This is a genomic window from Thiomicrorhabdus sp. zzn3 (assembly GCF_029767755.1).
Lineage (GTDB): Bacteria > Pseudomonadota > Gammaproteobacteria > Thiomicrospirales > Thiomicrospiraceae > Thiomicrorhabdus.
Map to the genome: position 1 here is coordinate 1,382,490 of NZ_JARUQS010000001.1, position 20,222 is coordinate 1,402,711.

A 20,222-nucleotide genomic window follows, 5' to 3' on the forward strand; every position below is an offset into this window, starting at 1 on the left:
ACCTTTGAGAATCACAAACTGGATTTAATTTATTACAAATACTTTACCATAAATTCGTATAAACGGAATTTATCGGTAATTTATTTTATTAATCATAACAATTAATATTGGCTACTTTTTCCCTCTAGCCAAAAGGTAAATTTCTTTACTTCGTGGACGCGAGGCCTTGGGTTTGCGCGTGATGACCTTACGGTATTTTTCGCGTAAGGTTTTCATTAACTGCTCATAACCTTCGCCCTGAAATACCTTCATCAGCAGATCACCATTCGGCTTAAGCACTTGATCGGCCAAATCGACCGTCAGCTCCACCAGATACATGGCCCGCGGAATATCCATCGCCTTATTGCCACTCATATTAGGCGCCATATCCGACATCACCACATCGACCTCTCGCCCGGCGAGTGCATCCAACAAGGCCTGGTAGACCTCATCCTCCTGGAAATCCCCTTGGATAAAAGTCACCCCGGCAAACGGTTCCACCGGAAGAATATCCAGAGCAAACACCTCACCTTCATTTCCAATTCGATGCGTGGTCCATTGTGACCATCCACCAGGAGCGGCACCCAAATCAACCACACACATTCCTGGCTTGAACAATTGATCCTTGTCGTCAATCTCCTGCAGTTTATACACTGCACGTGAACGCCACCCTTCTTGCTTGGCCTTATTCACATAATAATCATCAAAGTGTTCTTTAAGCCAACCGGAACTCGATTTACTTCTCGCCATCTGCTGTTTTCAACTACAATAGTGTACTTTAGACTCGTTAAGCGAAATTTTTCCACTTAACAAGCCAGAATACTTTAATTAATAATCATTACTGTCGGAATTTTCAATGAGCCAACCAGAAAAACTTTCTATGAACCAAAAAAAATACCTTCGAGGCATCGCCCATGGACTCAATCCAATGGTGATGATCGGTGCCAACGGTGTGACAGAGAGCTTAATGGCCGAACTGGAAAGTACTCTGAGTCATCACGAAATCTTGAAAATCAAGATTGCTGTGGATGACCGCGAAGACCGTAAAAAAGTGGTCGACCATATTCTTCAGGAGACTGGCGCTCTCCTGGTACAGTCGGTAGGTAAGACCTGCGTCATCTACCGTCAGAATGAAGAAACTCAACTGCCCCTACCCAAAAAATAAACAGTCTAACTGAACAGGCCTCCTCTAGCAGGCCTGTTCAAATCAAAGCGTCCAATCCTCGCGCCAAGTCGTTTTTAATATCCTCAATCGACTCCAAACCGACCGAAACACGCACCAAATTATCGGTAATACCGGCCTGTAAACGCTCTTCCGGCGAAACACGGCTGTGCGTTGTGGTGGCCGGATGAGTAATACTGGTTTTCACGTCCCCCAGATTGGCGGTGATCGACAACATCTGGGTGCTGTCAATCACTTTCCAGGCTTCCGGCTGCCCGCCTTTAATGCGGAAACTCACCAGACCTCCCCCAGCATCCTGCTGACGGCGAGCCAATTCATATTGAGGATGGCTGTCCAGCCCCGGATAAAACACCTGCTCTACGGCCGGATGTGCCGTTAGCCACTGCGCCAGCTGCTTGGCATTGTCACAATGCGCTTTCATGCGTACCGGCAGGGTTTCTAACCCTTTTAAAAATATCCAGGCATTAAACGGACTCATCGAAGGCCCCGCCGTGCGCATAAAACCGCGCACCGCATCTTCAATCAACGCCTCAGAACCGACAACCGCGCCACCGATCCCTCGCCCTTGTCCATCCAGAAACTTGGTCGCAGAATGGATGACAATATCCGCTCCCTGCTCCAGTGGACGCTGCAAAATCGGAGTACAGAAACAGTTATCCACAATCAATAAACAATCGTTCTGTTTTGCCAATGCAGAAAGTGCGCTCAAATCGGCAATTTCGGTCAGCGGGTTGGATGGGGTTTCCAAGAAAAAAGCCTTGGTATTCGGACGAACGGCTTGCTTCCACTGTTCGACATCCGTCTGAGAAACAAACGTAACCTCTAATCCGAACTTGGCAAGGTACTTGGTAAACAAGACCTTAGTCGTACCGAAAATGCTTTGCGATGACACCACATGATCGCCGGCCTGACAAATCCCCATAAAAGTAGACAGAATCGCTGACATGCCAGACGCCGTTCCAACACAGGCTTCCCCGCCCTCCATCAAAGCAAGACGCTTTTCAAAGGTACGCACTGTCGGATTGGTAAAACGTGAATAGACATTCCCTTTTTCCTCACCGCTAAAACGCGCCGCTGCTTGTGCGGCGGAATGATAGCGGAAACTGGAAGTCGGGAAAATCGCTTCACTGTTTTCCTGTTCAGGCGTTTGCTCATAACCGGCACGCACGGCCAAGGTTGCAATATCAAATTCGTTCATCACTGTATTCTGCCTAGTTTTCTGCCTAGTTTTCTGCTCAGCCCATTAAGAACCGTTATATATCCCTACCGGCTCCTGCCCGGCGGCGGCACGTGCACTTTGTGCATCATCATTACGCTCACTGTCAATCGATGCCAAATATTCAGGCGTAATATCACCCGTTACATACTCCCCGCTGAAACAAGAGGTATCGAACAGTTTGATTTGCTCGTTACCGACACCCACGGCTTCAATCAGATCATCCAAGTCCTGATAGAAAAGACGGTCCGCACCGATAAATTCAGCGATCTCTTCGGTTGTACGATTATTCGCAACCAGTTCACTGGCAGACGGCATATCAATACCGTATACATAAGGGAAACGCACCGCCGGGGCCGCTGAAGCGAAATAAACCTTTTTCGCCCCTGCTTCACGGGCCATTTCAACGATCTGCCCGGAAGTCGTCCCTCGCACGATGGAGTCGTCCACCAGCAATACATTTTTACCTTCAAACTCCAGATCGATCGGATTCAACTTCTGACGCACCGATTTCTTACGCAATTGCTGCCCGGGCATAATGAAGGTACGGCCAATGTAACGGTTTTTAATAAACCCTTCACGATAAGGCACTCCCAACTTCGAAGCCAACTCCAATGCAGAAGTTCGGCTGGTATCCGGAATCGGCATGACCACATCAATATCGTGATCCGGCCAGACACGTAAAATTTGCTCCGCTAACTTTTCACCCATGCGCAAACGTGACTTATAGACGGAAATATCATCGATCATGGAATCCGGGCGGGCAAAATAGACAAATTCAAAGATACAGGGCGAATACTGAGGGTTTTCAGCGCACTGTTCATAGAAGATCTCACCCTGTTCAGTAATCACCACCGCTTCACCAGGCGCCAAATCTTTTTCAAGAGTAAACCCTAAGCCATCTAACGCCACCGATTCGGAAGCCACCATGTAATCAGTACCATTGGCCGTTTCGCGCTTACCGACCACAACCGGACGGAGAGCAAAGGGGTCACGGAATGCAAATACGCCGACATTTGAAATGAGTCCAACCGCGGCATAGCCGCCTCGAGCACGTTTGTGAACCCCTCGAATCGCATTGAAAACATCACTTGGATCGATCACCAATTTCTTCTGCTGCATCAGCTCGTGTGCGAAGACATTCAGCAACACTTCCGAATCGGAATTGGTATTCAGATGACGCAAGTCCTGACGGTAAATTTCCTGCCCAAGCTGCTCAGCATTAGTAAGGTTACCATTGTGGCCCATGGCGATACCGTAAGGGGAGTTCACATAGAAAGGCTGCGCTTCGGCGCTGGAAGAGGACCCCGCAGTGGGGTAACGCACATGACCGATTCCCATACGGCCGTGCAAGTCTCGCATATGACGGGTACGAAATACGTCTTTGACCAGGCCATTATCCTTACGCTGATAAAAACGGCCGTTCTCACAAGTGACGATCCCGGCCGCATCCTGGCCGCGATGCTGCAAAATGGTTAAGGCGTCATAAATCTCTTGGTTCACAGAGTTGTGACCAACAGACACTATCCCAACAATACCACACATAGGGTTACTCTCTTTTTCAACGGTGAAAAGTTCTTAACGAACACAATGAATCAAATTCATAGATAAGACTGACTATTTTAACCGCTCAATTTGCGATTGGGTATGTAAAGCCTTATCAATTTTCTGTTTATCTCGCTCTGCGTCCGCCAAATTATCATATGGACCGGTACGAACCGAGAAGGTTCCAGTTTTTGGAAATTCTTTAATCCAGACTTTATAGTCACGATCCAACTCTCCCAACACTCGGTTGGCCTGGCGAATATCTTTAAAAGCCGCCACCTTCAACAACCATTGACCGCTGTTGTTTTCATTTTGCTTAGCCGAAACTGAAGTAGAAGTGTTGGTCGTTTTTTCTAAAATCGAAGAGGCCGCCGGCTGAGTTTTAACGGAAGATTTGGAAACACCGTCACCGGCTTGAGTTAACGCATTTGTGTCTGCCGCCGAATCCATTTGTCCATCTGCGCTAGGCAGAACATAAGCCTGATTCACCAGAGGCTGGTCGAAACTCTGTTCGATCACTTGCTCGCCTTCAGGCTGAAAATTCACCGGATTACTGTACCAGCTCGGCACAATGATGACTAACAACGTCAACCATATGACGGCGCCAGTCAACCTGAACTTACTGATTTCGTCCATTAAGACACCTGTTCCAAACGGGATGTTTCTGTGAATAAATCAGAACCACTCTGAAGCGCCTCCAATACCTGGGAAACGGTAAAAAAAGACCCCCATACCAAAACGGGCAATGACACATCATCCTGCGCTTTCACACTTTCTACACACGCTTTAATAGAGTCAAACCCTATGATCTGCTCTTTGGTTACCCCCGCCTCTACCAGAAAAGCGGCTAACGTATTCAAGTCGGTGGCGCGAGGAATCTGTAAATCCGCAATGCGCCACTCTTTCACCCAAGGCGCAATCTGACGAATCATCGGCACACAATCCTTATCATTCAAAACCGAAAACAGACTAACAAATTGAGGCGTCTCGGACTGTTCGGCCAAATAATCCGCCAGCGCTTGGGCCGACTGCGGATTATGCGCCACGTCAATCAGCCAAGCACGTTCGCCAATCTGCAAACTCTGCAAACGTCCGGGATGAACGGCTGTTTTGAGCCCCGTTTTAATCGCACCGCAATCTACCGGGAGACGTTCACGAATGGCATGCAACAGCGCGATCACACCGGCTGCATTCTGCAATTGAAATTCGCCTTTTAAGGCAGGAAACGGTAATTCTTTACAAAATAAAGTGTCTTGAGGTTCGGCTAAACTGAAAACCGACCAGGCCTGTTCGGTTTTAGCAAACCCAAAATCGCGCTGCAAGCCTTGCAGAGGCACTTGGTGCTGCTGGGCATAAGCAAACAGAGAGTGTGGCGGATTTGGGTCAGAACAGATCGCGGGTTTGCCCGAGCGGGTAATGCCGGCTTTTTCTATCGCGATCTGTGAACGGTCATCTCCCAACCAGTCGGCATGATCCACATCGATGGCGGTAATCAGAGCTGCGTCGGCATCCACCAGGTTCACCGCATCCAAACGGCCGCCCAAGCCTACCTCGAGTACAGCGACATCGACTTGAGCCTGCTTAAACAACCACAAAGCGGCCAAGGTGGAAAACTCAAAATAGGTGAGTTTAATGTCGCCGCGGGCCACTTCAATTTCAGCAAATGCCTCCACAATTGCCTGGTCAGAAGCCAGCTGACCATCAATCTGAATACGCTCATTAAAACGCAGGATATGCGGAGAGGTGTACTGTCCGACTTGATAGCCCTGAGCTTTCAGGATCGCCGAAAGCATGGCGACACTGGACCCTTTACCATTGGTACCGGAAACTGAAATCACAAACTCTGCAGGCCTGTTGATGTTCAGTTTTTCAGCTACTTGGCCGACACGTTCAATGCCCAGATCAATCTCCTGTGCATGCAGTGCGAGCAGCCAATCGATCCAGGCTTGAAGTCCAGATTGTCTGGATGGGGCGTTCATTAACTCTTAAATCAACCCTGTAATTACGCCGGCTTATTCAGCAGCATTTTACACATGCTGGAAATTTCATTGCTCAACTCGTGACGGTGAATAATGCGATCAACTGCACCATGCTCCAACAGGAACTCACTGCGCTGGAAGCCTTCCGGCAATTTTTCACGTACCGTCTGTTCGATCACTCGCGGCCCGGCAAAACCGATCAACGCTTTAGGTTCGGCCACATTGATGTCGCCCAACATCGCAAAACTGGCAGAAACGCCCCCCATGGTCGGATCGGTCAACACCGAAATAAACGGCAAGCCTTTCGCACGCAGACGTCCCAACGCGGCACTGGTTTTAGCCATTTGCATCAATGAGAACAAGGCTTCCTGCATACGCGCACCACCACTGGCAGAGAAACAGATCAGCGGGCATTCTCGCTCAATGGCTTCGTTCACGGCGCGTACAAACTTTTCACCCACGACCGATCCCATGGAACCGCCCATGAATTTAAATTCAAAAGCGGCCGCCACCACCTCCAAACCGTTAATCGTCCCCACTTCGGTAATCAAAGCGTCTTTTTCACCCGTGGCTTTTTGCGCTTGGGTAATACGGTCTTTATATTTTTTCAGATCCTTGAACTTCAACGCATCAACCGGAGAGATGTTGCCGGAAATCTCACGGCTGGAACCCTCATCAAAAAAGGCGTGCAAACGTTCACGTCCGCCCAAACGCATGTGATGGTCACACTTCGGACACACTTCCTGGTTACGTTTGACTTCCGCACGATACAAAGTGCTTTCACATTTTGGACATTTCGTCCACAACCCTTCCGGCACCGAGCTTTTGCGCTCAGTCACCTGTTTAATGCTAGGGAGGATCTTTTCAAACCAGTTCATCTTATACTTACTCCTGAACATTCAATGCGTCTGCGCGATCGATCGCAGCACGGAATTCTGTCATCTTCTCACCAAGCGCCAATTCGATCTCATACAGATCACAATGCGCGTTAGCCTCAATCAGGCTCACCAATGCGGAACCGACAATCACCGCGTCGCCTAACTGGGCCATCTGATAGGCATTTTCGCCGTTACGAATACCAAAACCGATCCCCATTGGCATATCCATTTTATCTTGCAGTCTTTCGATTTGACGGGCGACATCTGCCGCATCCAGTTCATTCGAACCGGTTACCCCCTTAAGGGAGACGTAATACACAAAACCGCTGCCCTTCTGATTTACCGCGGCCAAACGGGATTCCGGGGTCGTTGGCGAGACCAAGAAAATACGGTCGAGGCCCACTTGGTTTAGCGCTTCAAAGTAACCCATACTCTCTTCAGGCGGCATATCGACGGTCAACACCCCATCAACACCCACTGAGCTGGCTGCCGAGGCAAAAGCCTCGTAACCTTCAGCTTCAATTGGATTAAGGTAACCCATCAAAATAATCGGAGTTTCATTATCCTTTTCTCGGAATGCACGAACATACTCCAATACATCATCCAAACTGACATTATGCTCCAAAGCACGCTCAACCGCTTTTTGAATCACCGGGCCGTCCGCCATCGGGTCGGAAAAAGGCACACCCAGCTCAATCATATCCGCACCCTTTTCGACCAGTTTATGCATTAATGCCACCGTGGCGTTCGGTCTTGGATCGCCGGCAGTCACATAAGGGACTAAAGCGGTTTTTCCCTGTGCCTTCAGGGCGCTTAATGTTTTTTGAATCCTACTCATAATGTCTAAATTCTTTTCATCATTTTAAAAACTACCGCCATGTATTCTAACCGTCATGAGGTTAGCGAAATCGCGGCAAAAGCTCGGTGAAAAAAGCGCAGTTTGCGTTGGCAACTGAGCATTTTTGAATCCAGCTTTTAACAAAGAGTTTGCAAACCGCAATAGGTTAAAATTCGAAGCCTTCGATTTGGGCTATCGTATTCATATCCTTATCACCGCGACCGGAAAGGTTAACAATAATAATCTGATCTGCACTCATTGTCGGTGCCAACTTAGTTGCATAAGCGATTGCATGGCTCGACTCTAAGGCCGGGATAATCCCCTCATATTTGGTTAAATCACGAAAACCCTGCAGGGCTTCTTCGTCATTGATGGCCACATAATTGGCACGGCCAATGTCTTTTAACCACGCATGCTCCGGCCCGACTCCCGGATAATCCAGACCGGCTGAAATGGAGTGCGTGCCGACAATCTGCCCATGTTCATCCTGCATCAAATAGGTACGGTTTCCATGCAACACGCCAGGCTTCCCGGCACACAGAGGGGCCGCATGTTCACCCGTTTCTATTCCGTGGCCGGCGGCCTCAACGCCGTAAATCGCAACCCCCTCATCTGGAAGAAACTCATGGAAAAGACCAATGGCATTGGAGCCGCCACCGACACACGCCACTAACGCATCCGGCAGTTTGCCTTCTTTTTCCAGGATTTGTTCACGCGCCTCACGACCGATGATGGCCTGAAAATCTCTCACCATGGCCGGGTAAGGATGAGGCCCTGCGGCGGTCCCAATAATATAGAAGGTATTATCCACATTCGTCACCCAGTCACGCATGGCTTCATTCAAAGCATCTTTCAGAGTACGCGTACCCGATTCAACCGCTACCACGGTGGCACCCAGCATTTTCATGCGCGCCACATTCGGAGCCTGGCGAACCACATCATCCGCCCCCATATACACCACGCATTCCAGTCCCAAGCGGGCCGCAACCGTGGCACTCGCCACACCATGCTGTCCCGCTCCGGTTTCAGCAATAATGCGTGTCTTGCCCAAACGTTTTGCCAGCAAGGCCTGACCGATGGTGTTATTGACCTTGTGCGCACCGGTATGATTCAAATCTTCACGTTTCAGATAGATTTTGGCCCCGCCCAGACTTTCCGACCAACGTTTAGCGTAGTATAGCGGCGTTGGACGCCCTACATAATCACGCAAATCATCGTTTAATTCATTGAGAAAAGCCGGATCGTTTTTCAGGCTTTGGTATTCCTGATTCAACTGTTCCAATGCAGCCATCAGGGTCTCTGGCGCAAAGATACCGCCATAAGGCCCAAAATGACCGTGCTCATCTGGAAATTTTGCAAAATCTACTGTCATTCAACTGTACTCATTACTTGTTGCATAAATTCGATTATTTTTTCAGCCGATTTGACGCCCTTTTCGGCTTCGACACCGCCACTGACGTCCACCGCCCAAGGTGCGACTTGATAAATGGCATCGGCCACATTACCAGCCTTTAAACCGCCCGCCAGCACAATCGGCTTGACGAAATCGTGCGGAACCCATTGCCAGTTAAACTGTTCGCCGGTTCCACCGGGCACACCCGCTTTATAGGTGTCTAACAACAGAGCATTAGCCGACTCATACTCATTGGCCAGGGCGTGCAAATCGGTATGCGCCTGCATACGCACCGCTTTCATATAAGGACGTTTGAACTGCTCGCAAAATTCAGCGGTTTCATCACCATGAAACTGCAGCAAGTCAATCTGCACCGAGTCCAATACGGCCTGGACATACTCCGCACTCGGATTCACAAACAGTGCCGTTTTGGTGACAAACGCCGGCATGGAAGCTGCAATTAAGCAGGCCTGATCAATTTCAACATGACGCGGACTCGGCTCGTAAAATACTAAACCGATTGCATCTGCACCGCTCTGGGCGACCGCCAAACCGTCTTCTACCGAGGTAATGCCGCAGATTTTAACACGGGTTCTCAACGGCTTTTGAGCTGACCTTTGAGAAGATGTCATTGCCACAATACCTCATTGACCGGCACTCGAGGAATCTCTAGTTCATCTGGATATAGTGCGTTGACAAAATAAAGACCGCTCGCTGGAGCGGTCACGCCTGCTTGGGTTCGATCGCGCTGCTTTAACAGCGTTTCCACCCAGGATTCTGACTTTTCACCTCGGCCGATCTCCATCAGGGTACCGCTGATGTTACGCACCATGTGATGCAAAAAAGCATTTGCCTGAATATCGATAAACACAAAGTCTCCACGTCGCGAAACAGTGACTTGCTGTACCTCCCGCATGGCATGCGAGGCTTGACAAGCCGCCGCACGAAATGAAGAAAAATCCTGTTCACCAATCAAAGCTTGAGCCGCCCGATGCATGATGTCATGATCCAGCCACTGCGGTTCCCACGTCACACGATCCGCCAATACCGCAGAATGCACCGCACGATTAAAAATCACATAACGATATTGTCTCGCCACTGCACTGAAGCGGGCGTGAAAATCGTCTTCAACCTCTTTAGCCCAGGCAATGCGAATATCATACGGCAGCTTGGTATTCGCCCCCTGAACCCACGCTTTCAGAGGGCGTGAGTTCGCCGTTTCAAAATGCACCACCTGTCCAACGGCATGTACGCCAGTATCCGTTCGTCCGGCACAATGCAGTTCAACCTGGTGATCAGCAATTTCCGTTAGCGCTTTTTCTACCCAGCCCTGTACAGAATCACAATGTGACTGCCGCTGCCAGCCGCAATAACCGGTTCCTTGATACTCGACACCTAATGCAATACGTTTAGTCAAAACGTCGCCTGAACTTCAATTACAGATATTTTTCAATCAACAACTCGGCAATCTGTACGGTGTTGGTCGCCGCTCCTTTGCGTACATTGTCAGCGACAACCCACAGGTTCAAACCCTTTTCACAAGAGATGTCTTCACGCACACGCCCCACGTAAACCGGATTGGTATCTGCTGCATCGCTCACCGCTGTCGGATAACCGCCATCGACATGTTCGTCGATTAACACAATTCCGTCTGCCTTTGAAAATAGGCTCTTCGCTTCTTCGGCGGTAATTTTTTTCTCGGTTTCAACGTGAACGGCTTCGCTGTGACCATAGAAAACGGGGACACGTACCGCAGTCGGATTAACCAGAATAGCGTCGTCTGCCATGATCTTCTTGGTCTCCCACACCATTTTCATCTCTTCCTTGGTGTAGCCGTTATCCATAAAGACATCAATCTGAGGAATGCAGTTGAAAGCGATCTGTTTTGGATAAACTTTGCTTTCCACCGGCTTCATATTCAACAGATCTGCCGTCTGCTTAGCCAACTCCTGAATGGCTTCGTTACCCGAACCTGAAACAGCCTGATAAGTCGCAACATTGATGCGCTTGATCCCTACTGCATCATAAATTGGTTTTAACGCCACCAACATCTGAATGGTAGAACAGTTTGGGTTGGCAATAATGCCGCGCTGGGTATATCCAGCGACTGCATCCGGGTTGACTTCCGGAACCACCAGCGGAATATCATCGTCGTAACGGAATTGTGAAGTGTTATCGACTACGACACACCCCGCTTCCGCCGCTTTAGGCGCATAAATCGCCGACACACTGGCTCCAGGAGAGAACAGACCGATTTGCACTTTCGAGAAATCAAATGTTTCCAGGTCCTCTACTTCTACCCAACCACCTTTAAACTGCAATTTTTTCCCCGCTGAACGGCTACTTGCCAGAGGGTAGAGTTTGCCAACTGGAAAATCACGCTCTTCCAGTACTTTCAAAATAGTCTCTCCAACTGCTCCTGTAGCACCCACGACGGCGATGTCATACAACTTTGTCATGATTTCTCTCTTTCCTTGTTTTAAGGGTTGCCCCTCGTTCGTTGCAAATCAATAATTTTTTATTACTAAAACCTAAAAAGTTCAGGCTTGGTTTTTTAAGAGCGTTTCTTGTGCCGCTTCAGTTCTGGCCTCTCCAGCCTGCTCTTTTTGGCTTAAATCATCCAGGCCTGCTGGTGTCCACTGGCCCCTCTCCTCTTCTGGAAGGCTAACAATCAGCCCTCCTTCAGTCAATTCCCGACTCTCGCCAATAAATTTGCCGCCCGCTTCAATGGTCACCTCGCCGCAAATCAGCTCACCAATCAACTTTCCACCAGACAGGATATCAATCCGTTCGCAAGCCACCTTGCCCTCCAGCACGCCACTAAGCACGATTGTACGCGCCTTAATCAGGCCAACAACTTCTCCTTGCGCACCAATGGAAACATCGTAGTCACTCTCGATCACACCATCGATACGGCCATCAATATGCAAGGCTCCGCCTAATTGGCTGAATTCGCCGCTAAAGACACACCCCGGTGCAATAATTGTTTTTCCACCTTCTGAACGCGCTCGTTTACGACTTGACTTAAAGATCCCCATGGCACCCCCTCGACCTTTTGGAAAATGGTATCGTAAGCCTGCAGATTCCACTCCACAAACGGAGCCGGATTCAATTTACGCTGCACAAATGTCACTTCGTAATGCAGGTGATTTCCTGAAGAGAGGCCTGTGGAGCCAATCCCTCCGATAACGTCACCTTTTTGCACAAACTGCCCTGTCTTCACATCCAAACGACTTAGATGGCCATAATGGGTCTTAAAGCCATTCGCATGTGAAAGAATAATCAAATTGCCAAAACCACTGTTTTTGTGAAAACCGGCATACTCTACAACACCATCTGCGGTCGCAATGACGGCGGCCCCTTTTTCGCCGCGGTAATCAATCCCTTTGTGAAACTGCTTGGTCCCGCGAACCGGGTGAGTTCGCCACCCATAGGAACTGCTGACCCCGACAAAATCGGCCACCGGTCGGCCATTGGGAACCATCTCCAGCATCAGGCTTTTCCCCAGAGCGCTTAATTGAACCAGCTTGACCCGTTCCTCTACAGGCTTTTCCGGCTCTTCTGCACTGGTACTACTGCCGATCAACTCTTCCAAACCTTGCAGGGTCTGATCAAGCAGCTCTGCCTGTTTGGTCTTCTCTTCGAGTTCTGATTCCAGCAAACGCTTTTCCGACGAGAGATGAATGTAATCATTCTTCTTTTCGCTCAGCATCAGTTCATAGCTGTGAACGGCTTCACTGTGCTTGCGTTCAATCTGCTCGGCTTGATGGCTATACCACCAAATCGCGGCCGCACCACCAGACCAAACAATAAACAGAACAAACAGAATCAGCCACGCAAATCGCTTAAAAATCTGTTTAAACGAATAATCACGCGCGCCGTGCACGTCACTGATGGTGATCGTAAAATGATTACGCATGAAGAGCTTTAATTCTGTTCTGATTACAAAGCGGCAACGACGGCATCCCCCATTTCCGAACAGGTCACTTGAGTACAGCCTTCAGACCAAATATCCCCGGTACGCAGGCCTTGATCCAACACTTTAGAAATCGCATCTTCAATCTTAACGGCCAGATCTTCACGTCCCAGAGAGTAACGCAACATCATCGCTGCTGACAGAATGGTCGCCAATGGGTTGGCTTTGTTTTGACCGGCAATATCTGGAGCTGAACCGTGGCTAGGCTCGTACATCCCTTTATTATTTTCATCCAGAGAGGCAGACGCCAACATACCGATCGAACCGGTTAGCATCGACGCTTCGTCAGACAGGATGTCACCGAACATATTACCGGTTACCATCACGTCGAACTGCTTTGGATTGAGCACCAACTGCATGGCCGCGTTATCAACATACATATGTTTTACTTCAACTTCCGGATACTCTTTGGCCACTTCATCCACAACTTCGCGCCACATTTCAGTCACTTCCAGAACATTGGCTTTATCCACCGAAGTCAGCTTCTTGTTGCGCTTCATCGCAGCCTGGAAAGCCACATGAGCAATCCGCTTCACTTCCGACTCAGAATAGACATAAGTGTTGTAACCTTGGCGTTCACCGTTTTCCAGGGTGCGAATACCACGTGGCTGACCAAAGTAGATCCCACCGGTTAACTCACGAACGATAAGGATATCCAGGCCGGCTACAATCTCGGGCTTTAAAGTCGAAGCAGAAGCCAGTTGCGGGAAAAGCACCGCAGGACGCAGGTTGGCAAACAACCCCATCTCTTTGCGCAAACGCAACAGACCTTTCTCAGGACGTACAGAAATATCCAGCGACTCCCACTTGTACCCCCCCACGGCACCAAGCAAAACGGCGTCTGCATTGTGCGCTTTATCCATGGTCTCATCCGCCAGAGGAACGCCATGAACATCATAAGCCGCTCCACCCACCAGATCTTCTTCCATCGCAATATCCAAACCATCCGTTTCGACAAGCTTGTTTAAAACCTTCACCGCTTCTGCAGTAATTTCAGGGCCAATGCCGTCACCAGGAAGAATCAATACATTTTTAGTCATTCGTAAAATCTCATTCTTTGTTTTAACTATCGAGTAAATAAAACTCGGAAATGTTTATATTTCATTGAAAAAAGGCTTTTTAACGCCCTACTTTCTCAAACTAGTTTGCATACAGCCAAGGTTTAGTCGCCTTACGGTTCTCTTCGTACGCTTTAATCTCTTCAGAGTGCTGTAACGTCAGACCGATATCATCCAAACCGTTTAACAAACAGTGCTTACGGAAACTATCGACATCAAACTCAATCGCATCCCCATTTGGCTTAATAATCTTCTGTTCCGCAAGGTCAATCGTCAGCTGATACCCTTCATTGGCGAAGGTTTCATTAAACAGTTCATCCACCACTTTTTCATCCAAAATGATTGGCAGAATGCCGTTTTTAAAGCTGTTATTAAAGAAAATATCCGCAAAGCTCGGTGCAATAATCACATCAAAACCATAGTCTTTCAGTGCCCATGGTGCATGCTCACGACTGGAACCGCAGCCAAAATTTTCACGTGCTAACAGAATCTTAGCGCCTTGATAACGCGGCTGATTCAACACGAAATCTTTACGCAACGGACGCTTGGAGTTATCCGCGTCCGGCTGACCTACATCTTCATAACGCCACTCATCAAACAAGTTCGGACCGAAACCGGTACGCTTGATTGATTTCAAAAACTGTTTGGGAATGATCGCATCCGTATCGACATTCGCGCGATCCATTGGTGCCACAATAGCGGTCATTTTTACAAACTTATCCATCTTCGACTCCCCAAGGCTTACAAATAATCACGCACATCAACAAAATGGCCTGCTACCGCCGCAGCCGCCGCCATCTCAGGACTGACCAGGTGGGTACGTCCACCCGCCCCCTGACGCCCTTCGAAGTTACGGTTCGAAGTGGAAGCACAGTGCTTGCCGCTCGGCAGACGATCGGCGTTCATGGCCAAACACATTGAACACCCCGGGTTTCGCCACTCAAAACCGGCCTCAACAAAGATTTTATCCAGGCCTTCCGCTTCGGCCTGCTGCTTAACCAAGCCTGAACCCGGCACGGCAATGGCCAACTCCACTTTATCGGAAATCTTTTTGCCTTTAAGCACATTGGCCGCCGCGCGCAAGTCTTCAATACGCGAATTGGTACAGGAGCCGATAAACACATACTCCACTGGAATATCTTTAATCGCCGTACCCGCTTCCAAGCCCATGTATTTTAAAGCGTTACGAATAGAGGTCGCTTTAACCGGATCGCTCTCTTGGTCCGGATCAGGAATAATGCCGTCCACATCGAGCACCATCTCCGGTGACGTTCCCCAAGAGACTTGAGGTTGGATCTCAGAACCGTCGATTTCAATGACCTTATCAAAAACGGCATCATCATCGGAACGCAGCTCTTTCCACGCTTCTACCGCCTGATCCCACAACTCGCCTTTTGGCGCATACGGACGGCCTTTCACATATTCGATGGTCTTTTCGTCCACTCCGACCAGGCCGACACGCGCGCCACCTTCGATCGCCATATTACACACGGTCATACGTCCTTCAATCGACATGTCACGGAACACCTGACCGCCGAACTCCATCGCATAACCGGTACCGCCAGCGGTACCGATTTTACCGATAATCGCCAAAATCACGTCTTTTGGGGTCACACCCGGCTTGAGCTGACCGTCCACTTTGACCAGCATGTTTTTCATTTTCTTTTGGATCAAGCACTGGGTCGCCAAAACATGCTCAACCTCTGAAGTACCAATACCGTGAGCCAATGCACCCAAAGCACCGTGAGTGGCGGTATGCGAATCACCGCACACCAGAGTTGTGCCCGGCAAGGTCATGCCTTCTTCAGGCCCCACTACGTGAACGATCCCTTGGCGTGGATCTCCCATACCAAACTCGGTAATTCCGAACTCTTTGGTATTCATGCCTAGCGTCTGTACCTGAATGCGCGAAACTGGGTCTTCGATCGTATCCACACCACCTTTGAGCTCTGTAGTGGGCACATTGTGATCGCAGGTGGCAAGATTGGCTTCAACGCGCCAAGGCTTACGATGCGCAAGGCGCAAGCCTTCAAACGCCTGAGGAGAGGTGACTTCGTGAAGCAGTTGACGATCGATATAAATCAATGCTGTGCCATCTTCTTCCTGACGTACCACATGGTCGTCCCACAATTTGTCGTATAAAGTCTTTCCTGACATTGCTTTAACCCAATTCACGTAAATTTTAAAAATAGTTGCAAATTATATCATTTCAGACCCGTGTCTAAATAGTAAAATACGCCTAAGATTCGACAGAGACGACAATAAAATGGGTTATTCAGTCAAAGAGGTTTTTTACTCGCTGCAAGGAGAGGGATTTCACAGTGGCCGCCCGGCGATCTTTTGCCGCCTGAGCCAATGCAACCTATGGACCGGACGCGAACAGGACCGCGATAAAGCCGTCTGTCAATTCTGCGACACCGACTTTATCGGCACCGACGGACAGAATGGTGGCCGCTTCGACAACGCCGAATCACTTTGCCAACACCTGCTGCTGTTTTGGCCGCAAAACAAAGAAGACGGCTCTCCCTCCCCATTTGTGGTTCTCACCGGTGGCGAACCGCTACTGCAAGTAGATCAAGTTCTCGTAGACACCCTGCACCAGCATGGTTTTGAAATTGCCATTGAAACCAACGGCACCAAACACGCACCAGATGGCATCGACTGGGTGTGCGTCAGCCCCAAAGCAGGCGCCCCGCTGCTACTGGATCACGGCGATGAGCTAAAACTGGTCTATCCCCAGCCTCAGCTGCAGCCGGAAAAGCTAGCGCACCTGGATTTTGAGCATTTTTATTTGCAGCCAATGGATGACAAGAATCCGCAAATTAGCCAAGAAAACATTCGCCAAGCGGTTAACTACTGCCTGCAACACCCTCAATGGAAACTGAGCCTGCAGACCCATAAGCTGCTCGGCATTGACTAACACGCAGACGACAAACTGATCAGGCCCGTTGAATTTCAGATTTCATTTCACCACACAGACTTCCTTAATCACTATGAACCACACCAACACCTTGCTTCACCACCTGAAAATCGACGGTCTGACCCATGACGGTCGCGGCGTCGGCAAACGAGACGGCAAGGCGGTATTTGTCACGGGTGCGGTTCCCGGCGACGTGATTACGGCGCGTGTGACCAATTCACAAGCCAAATTTGACGAAGCGGACTTGGTTGAGGTGGAAACGGCTTCACCCGATCGCGTAGAGCCTTTTTGCGACATGTATGCCCAGTGCGGCGGCTGCCAGCTTCAACACCTCGACATTAACGCGCAACGCCATTGGAAGCACGAAAACTTCATCAAACGCTTGATGCAATCGGTCAATGCCCAGGCCTGCCAAGTTTTACCCCCGATTGTCGGCCAAGACACCCAATACCGACGCCGCGCCCGCTTTGGACTCGCCATTAACAAACAGGACAAACAGCCGCGTCTGGGCTTTCGCCAAAAAGCCTCCGAGGAGCTGGTTGACATCCAGCAGTGTCCAATCCTGACACCGGTGCTCAATCAGGTACTGGCCAATGAACGGGAAAATTTACTGAAAACGGCCAGCCGCGCCTACAAAGAGATCCCTCTGGTGGAGGCCGACAATGGCGTTTTCGGTCTACCAACGCCAACTAAAGAAGAACCGTTTTATGCTCTCGGCCCACTCCAGCTGCACTTCCCGGCCGACGGGTTTATCCAAATCAACCGCGAAATCAACCAGAAAATGGTCGCTCAAGCCCTACAGTGGCTCGAACTGTCTCCAACCCATCAGGTGCTTGACCTGTTTTGCGGCGTAGGCAACTTTACCCTGCCGATCGCACAACACGCTGAATCCGTTGTGGGCGTGGAAGGACTGGAGACACTGGTGAACACCGCCGCAGAAAATGCGCACAATAACCAACTTAAAAACACCGCTTTTTATAAAGCAGATCTATTCAAAGAAAGTCAAAACCGCGCTTGGTTCAAGCAAAAAACATACGATCGCATTCTCCTCGACCCAGGCCGCCAGGGCGCCTTACAAATCTGCAAAGAGCTTAACCAACTAAAAGCGGAGCTGATTGTCTATGTGTCGTGCAATGCCGCCACCCTTATCCGTGATGTACAAGCTTTGGAAAAAAGCGGCTACCACTTGACCAAAGCCGGTTTAATCGACATGTTCCCACACACCACCCACACCGAAGTCATGGTGCAACTCAAACGCAGCAAAAAACCGCTCAAGTCCGGCAAGCCGAAACGCCGGAAATTGCAATTCTAGATTACTTACAAACACTTACCTCCTTCTACACCGCTTTTTATTCTTGAAAAAAAGCGCGGTTCTGTTATAGTTTCACTATATTTTTAGTTAAGGCTAATTTTTTAATTAGAAACAACTTAGAAACTGAAAAAACATCCCAAACAACAACAGGCCTGCCATACACGATGATCACTCTTTTACTCAAGACACCAGCCTCCATCCAATGGTTTAGCAGACACATCATCCGGAATCGCAAAACAGTGCATCAGCTAATCCTGTTTGTGATCGCCCCGTTCCTGCTGTCCTTTAGCTGGAGCGCAAATGCACAGCTCAATATCGTCACCACCACAGGTATGATTGCTGACTTAACTCAAAACATTGGCGGAGACAAAGTCAAAGTCACCGCTCTGATGAGCAGCGGCGTCGATCCTCACCTTTACAAAGCTACTCAAGGCGATTTGCGCAAGCTGCTGCGCGCCGACCTGATTTTTTATAACGGACTGCACTTGGAAGGCAAAATGCAGGACGTATTTGAGAAAATGGCGCGTAAAAAACCGGTATACGCCATCTCGGCTGAACTGCCGCCAGAACGCTTGCGTCACTTTGACACCCACCCGGATCCGCACATCTGGTTTGATGTGCAACTTTGGAAACAGGCCGGTCAATACATTTTAAAGATGTTGAGTCAACACCAACCCGATGCCCGAAAAAGCTTTGAACATAACGCCCAACGTTATTTTCAACAGCTTGACGATCTGGATCAGTGGGTACGCCAACAAATGGCAACCATTCCGCAGAATCAGCGCATCTTGATTACCGCACATGACGCGTTCGGCTATTTTGGACAGGCCTACTCGGTTAAAGTGATGGGACTGCAAGGCATCAGCACCGCGGCTGAATTTGGCCTGCAAGACATGAAACAGCTCAAAGACGTGATTGTTAACAACGGGGTTAAAGCGGTCTTTGTTGAATCGAGCGTCTCGCCGCGTTTTATTGAATCTTTGATGAAAGGGGTTCGCGCCGAAGGCCATGAACTGAAAATCGGTGGCGAACTCTATTCGGATGCCATGGGGTTGCCTGGCACCCCTGAAGGCCATTATCTTGGTATGGTTCGTCACAATGTCAACACTCTGGTTCACGCTCTAAGTGGAGAAGCCCAATGAATTCAAGCCTTGTGTCGGCTCAACCGCCGATTCGCGTCACCAACCTGAGCATGCGCTATCACTATAAGCCGGTACTGACCGACGTCAGTTTCGAGATTCCGGAAGGTAAAACCATCGCCATTATCGGTCCGAACGGGGCGGGAAAATCCACCCTGCTCAAAGGCATGATGGAACTCGAACCGCTGATTGAAGGCCAGGTGGAATTCTTTGGCCAGCCACTGGCCAACAAACGCCTGACTACGGCGTATGTACCGCAGCGTGAAGAGATCGACTGGGATTTTCCAATCGATGTAATGGATGTGGTGTTGATGGGGCGTCACGGCCAATTGAAATTTTGGCAACGCCCCAGTGCGCAAGATAAACAGATTGCGGAACAGGCCTTAAAAGATTTGAAAATGTGGGAATTCCGTGACCGACAGATCAGTCAACTCTCCGGCGGACAGCAACAGCGCGTGTTTTTGGCACGCGCTCTGGCGCAGCAGGCCAACCTGTATCTAATGGATGAACCTTTTGCCGGCGTCGACATGGCCACCGAAAAAGCGATTATTGGGCTTTTCCATACCCTTAAGGCGCAAGGTAAAACCATTGTCTGCGTGCATCATGACCTGAACACCGTTGACACCTACTTTGATTGGGTCTTGATGATTAACGCGCGTTTAGTTGCCGCCGGCCCGGTAGAAACCACCCTGACACCGGAAAATCTGCAAAAAACCTTCGGCAGCCGACTGTCACTGCTCAACGACCTCACCGAAACCATGTACCGTACCCGCCTGAATCAGGCGCACGATCACGACTAGGCGGCG

The 20,222-nt window shown here is 49.5% G+C and carries 21 protein-coding genes; 5 read left to right on the plus strand and 16 right to left on the minus strand.

Annotated elements, in window-relative coordinates; all coding sequences use genetic code 11:
• Positions 1 to 111 precede the first annotated feature (111 nt).
• Entirely contained in the window at positions 112 to 729 is a 618-nt protein-coding gene (gene rlmE / locus QCB44_RS06460) for a 23S rRNA (uridine(2552)-2'-O)-methyltransferase RlmE (RefSeq protein WP_279408747.1), read from the minus strand.
• 106 nt (positions 730 to 835) lie between these two features.
• Here rlmE and yhbY point away from each other — a divergent pair, with 106 nt between their 5' ends.
• A complete protein-coding gene (gene yhbY, locus QCB44_RS06465) occupies positions 836 to 1,144 on the plus strand; it encodes a ribosome assembly RNA-binding protein YhbY (RefSeq protein ID WP_279408749.1) in 309 nt (102 codons plus the stop codon).
• A 37-nt stretch (positions 1,145 to 1,181) separates the two neighbouring features.
• Here the strand turns inward: yhbY and QCB44_RS06470 are convergent, their stop codons facing one another.
• The 15 genes from QCB44_RS06470 to leuC all read right to left on the minus strand — a co-directional run bounded on the left by QCB44_RS06470 (position 1,182) and on the right by leuC (position 16,202).
• The gene (locus QCB44_RS06470) at positions 1,182 to 2,360 is read right to left on the minus strand and encodes an O-succinylhomoserine sulfhydrylase (protein ID WP_279408750.1); all 1,179 of its coding nucleotides are present in this window, start codon (positions 2,358 to 2,360) and stop codon (positions 1,182 to 1,184) included.
• Positions 2,361 to 2,405: 45 nt separating this feature from the next.
• On the minus strand, positions 2,406 to 3,923 hold the full coding sequence (purF, locus tag QCB44_RS06475; protein ID WP_279408751.1) for an amidophosphoribosyltransferase: 1,518 nt from the start codon (positions 3,921 to 3,923) through the stop codon (positions 2,406 to 2,408).
• 72 nt (positions 3,924 to 3,995) lie between these two features.
• Positions 3,996 to 4,559: an SPOR domain-containing protein gene (locus QCB44_RS06480; protein WP_279408753.1), complete on the minus strand. Its 564-nt coding sequence runs from the start codon at positions 4,557 to 4,559 to the stop codon at positions 3,996 to 3,998.
• The gene (folC, locus tag QCB44_RS06485) at positions 4,559 to 5,902 is read right to left on the minus strand and encodes a bifunctional tetrahydrofolate synthase/dihydrofolate synthase (protein WP_279408755.1); all 1,344 of its coding nucleotides are present in this window, start codon (positions 5,900 to 5,902) and stop codon (positions 4,559 to 4,561) included. Before folC ends, QCB44_RS06480 begins: the two co-directional genes overlap by 1 nt.
• 23 nt (positions 5,903 to 5,925) lie before the next feature.
• A complete protein-coding gene (gene accD, locus QCB44_RS06490; protein WP_279408757.1) occupies positions 5,926 to 6,780 on the minus strand; it encodes an acetyl-CoA carboxylase, carboxyltransferase subunit beta in 855 nt (284 codons plus the stop codon).
• Between the two features lie 7 nt (positions 6,781 to 6,787).
• Positions 6,788 to 7,618: a tryptophan synthase subunit alpha gene (trpA, locus tag QCB44_RS06495; protein WP_279408758.1), complete on the minus strand. Its 831-nt coding sequence runs from the start codon at positions 7,616 to 7,618 to the stop codon at positions 6,788 to 6,790.
• 166 nt (positions 7,619 to 7,784) lie between these two features.
• On the minus strand, positions 7,785 to 8,990 hold the full coding sequence (trpB, locus tag QCB44_RS06500) for a tryptophan synthase subunit beta (RefSeq protein WP_279408759.1): 1,206 nt from the start codon (positions 8,988 to 8,990) through the stop codon (positions 7,785 to 7,787).
• Positions 8,987 to 9,643 carry a phosphoribosylanthranilate isomerase gene (locus tag QCB44_RS06505; protein ID WP_279408761.1) on the minus strand — a complete coding sequence of 219 codons (657 nt, stop codon included), beginning with the start codon at positions 9,641 to 9,643 and terminating at the stop codon, positions 8,987 to 8,989. Before QCB44_RS06505 ends, trpB begins: the two co-directional genes overlap by 4 nt.
• Entirely contained in the window at positions 9,640 to 10,428 is a 789-nt protein-coding gene (gene truA / locus QCB44_RS06510; protein ID WP_279408764.1) for a tRNA pseudouridine(38-40) synthase TruA, read from the minus strand. Before truA ends, QCB44_RS06505 begins: the two co-directional genes overlap by 4 nt.
• A gap of 19 nt (positions 10,429 to 10,447) precedes the next feature.
• Complete coding sequence (locus tag QCB44_RS06515; protein WP_279408767.1) at positions 10,448 to 11,470, minus strand: aspartate-semialdehyde dehydrogenase; 1,023 nt, start codon at positions 11,468 to 11,470, stop codon at positions 10,448 to 10,450.
• 81 nt (positions 11,471 to 11,551) lie between these two features.
• Positions 11,552 to 11,941: a polymer-forming cytoskeletal protein gene (locus tag QCB44_RS06520; protein ID WP_279408768.1), complete on the minus strand. Its 390-nt coding sequence runs from the start codon at positions 11,939 to 11,941 to the stop codon at positions 11,552 to 11,554.
• Between the two features lie 8 nt (positions 11,942 to 11,949).
• Complete coding sequence (locus QCB44_RS06525; protein WP_279408770.1) at positions 11,950 to 12,930, minus strand: M23 family metallopeptidase; 981 nt, start codon at positions 12,928 to 12,930, stop codon at positions 11,950 to 11,952.
• 23 nt (positions 12,931 to 12,953) lie between these two features.
• On the minus strand, positions 12,954 to 14,027 hold the full coding sequence (gene leuB, locus QCB44_RS06530; protein ID WP_279408773.1) for a 3-isopropylmalate dehydrogenase: 1,074 nt from the start codon (positions 14,025 to 14,027) through the stop codon (positions 12,954 to 12,956).
• A 100-nt stretch (positions 14,028 to 14,127) separates the two neighbouring features.
• Complete coding sequence (gene leuD / locus QCB44_RS06535) at positions 14,128 to 14,769, minus strand: 3-isopropylmalate dehydratase small subunit (RefSeq protein ID WP_279408774.1); 642 nt, start codon at positions 14,767 to 14,769, stop codon at positions 14,128 to 14,130.
• A 17-nt stretch (positions 14,770 to 14,786) separates the two neighbouring features.
• The gene (leuC, locus tag QCB44_RS06540; RefSeq protein WP_279408775.1) at positions 14,787 to 16,202 is read right to left on the minus strand and encodes a 3-isopropylmalate dehydratase large subunit; all 1,416 of its coding nucleotides are present in this window, start codon (positions 16,200 to 16,202) and stop codon (positions 14,787 to 14,789) included.
• A gap of 109 nt (positions 16,203 to 16,311) precedes the next feature.
• Between leuC and queE the strand changes: the two genes are divergently transcribed.
• The 4 genes from queE (at position 16,312) to QCB44_RS06560 (ending at position 20,216) form a co-directional block, all read left to right on the plus strand.
• Positions 16,312 to 16,965: a 7-carboxy-7-deazaguanine synthase gene (gene queE / locus QCB44_RS06545; protein ID WP_279408776.1), complete on the plus strand. Its 654-nt coding sequence runs from the start codon at positions 16,312 to 16,314 to the stop codon at positions 16,963 to 16,965.
• Between the two features lie 73 nt (positions 16,966 to 17,038).
• Complete coding sequence (rlmD, locus tag QCB44_RS06550) at positions 17,039 to 18,277, plus strand: 23S rRNA (uracil(1939)-C(5))-methyltransferase RlmD (RefSeq protein ID WP_279408778.1); 1,239 nt, start codon at positions 17,039 to 17,041, stop codon at positions 18,275 to 18,277.
• A 239-nt stretch (positions 18,278 to 18,516) separates the two neighbouring features.
• On the plus strand, positions 18,517 to 19,419 hold the full coding sequence (locus tag QCB44_RS06555) for a zinc ABC transporter substrate-binding protein (RefSeq protein ID WP_279408779.1): 903 nt from the start codon (positions 18,517 to 18,519) through the stop codon (positions 19,417 to 19,419).
• Positions 19,416 to 20,216 carry a metal ABC transporter ATP-binding protein gene (locus QCB44_RS06560; RefSeq protein WP_279408781.1) on the plus strand — a complete coding sequence of 267 codons (801 nt, stop codon included), beginning with the start codon at positions 19,416 to 19,418 and terminating at the stop codon, positions 20,214 to 20,216. The genes QCB44_RS06555 and QCB44_RS06560 overlap by 4 nt, the downstream gene beginning before the upstream one ends.
• The last annotated feature ends 6 nt before the right edge of the window (positions 20,217 to 20,222 follow it).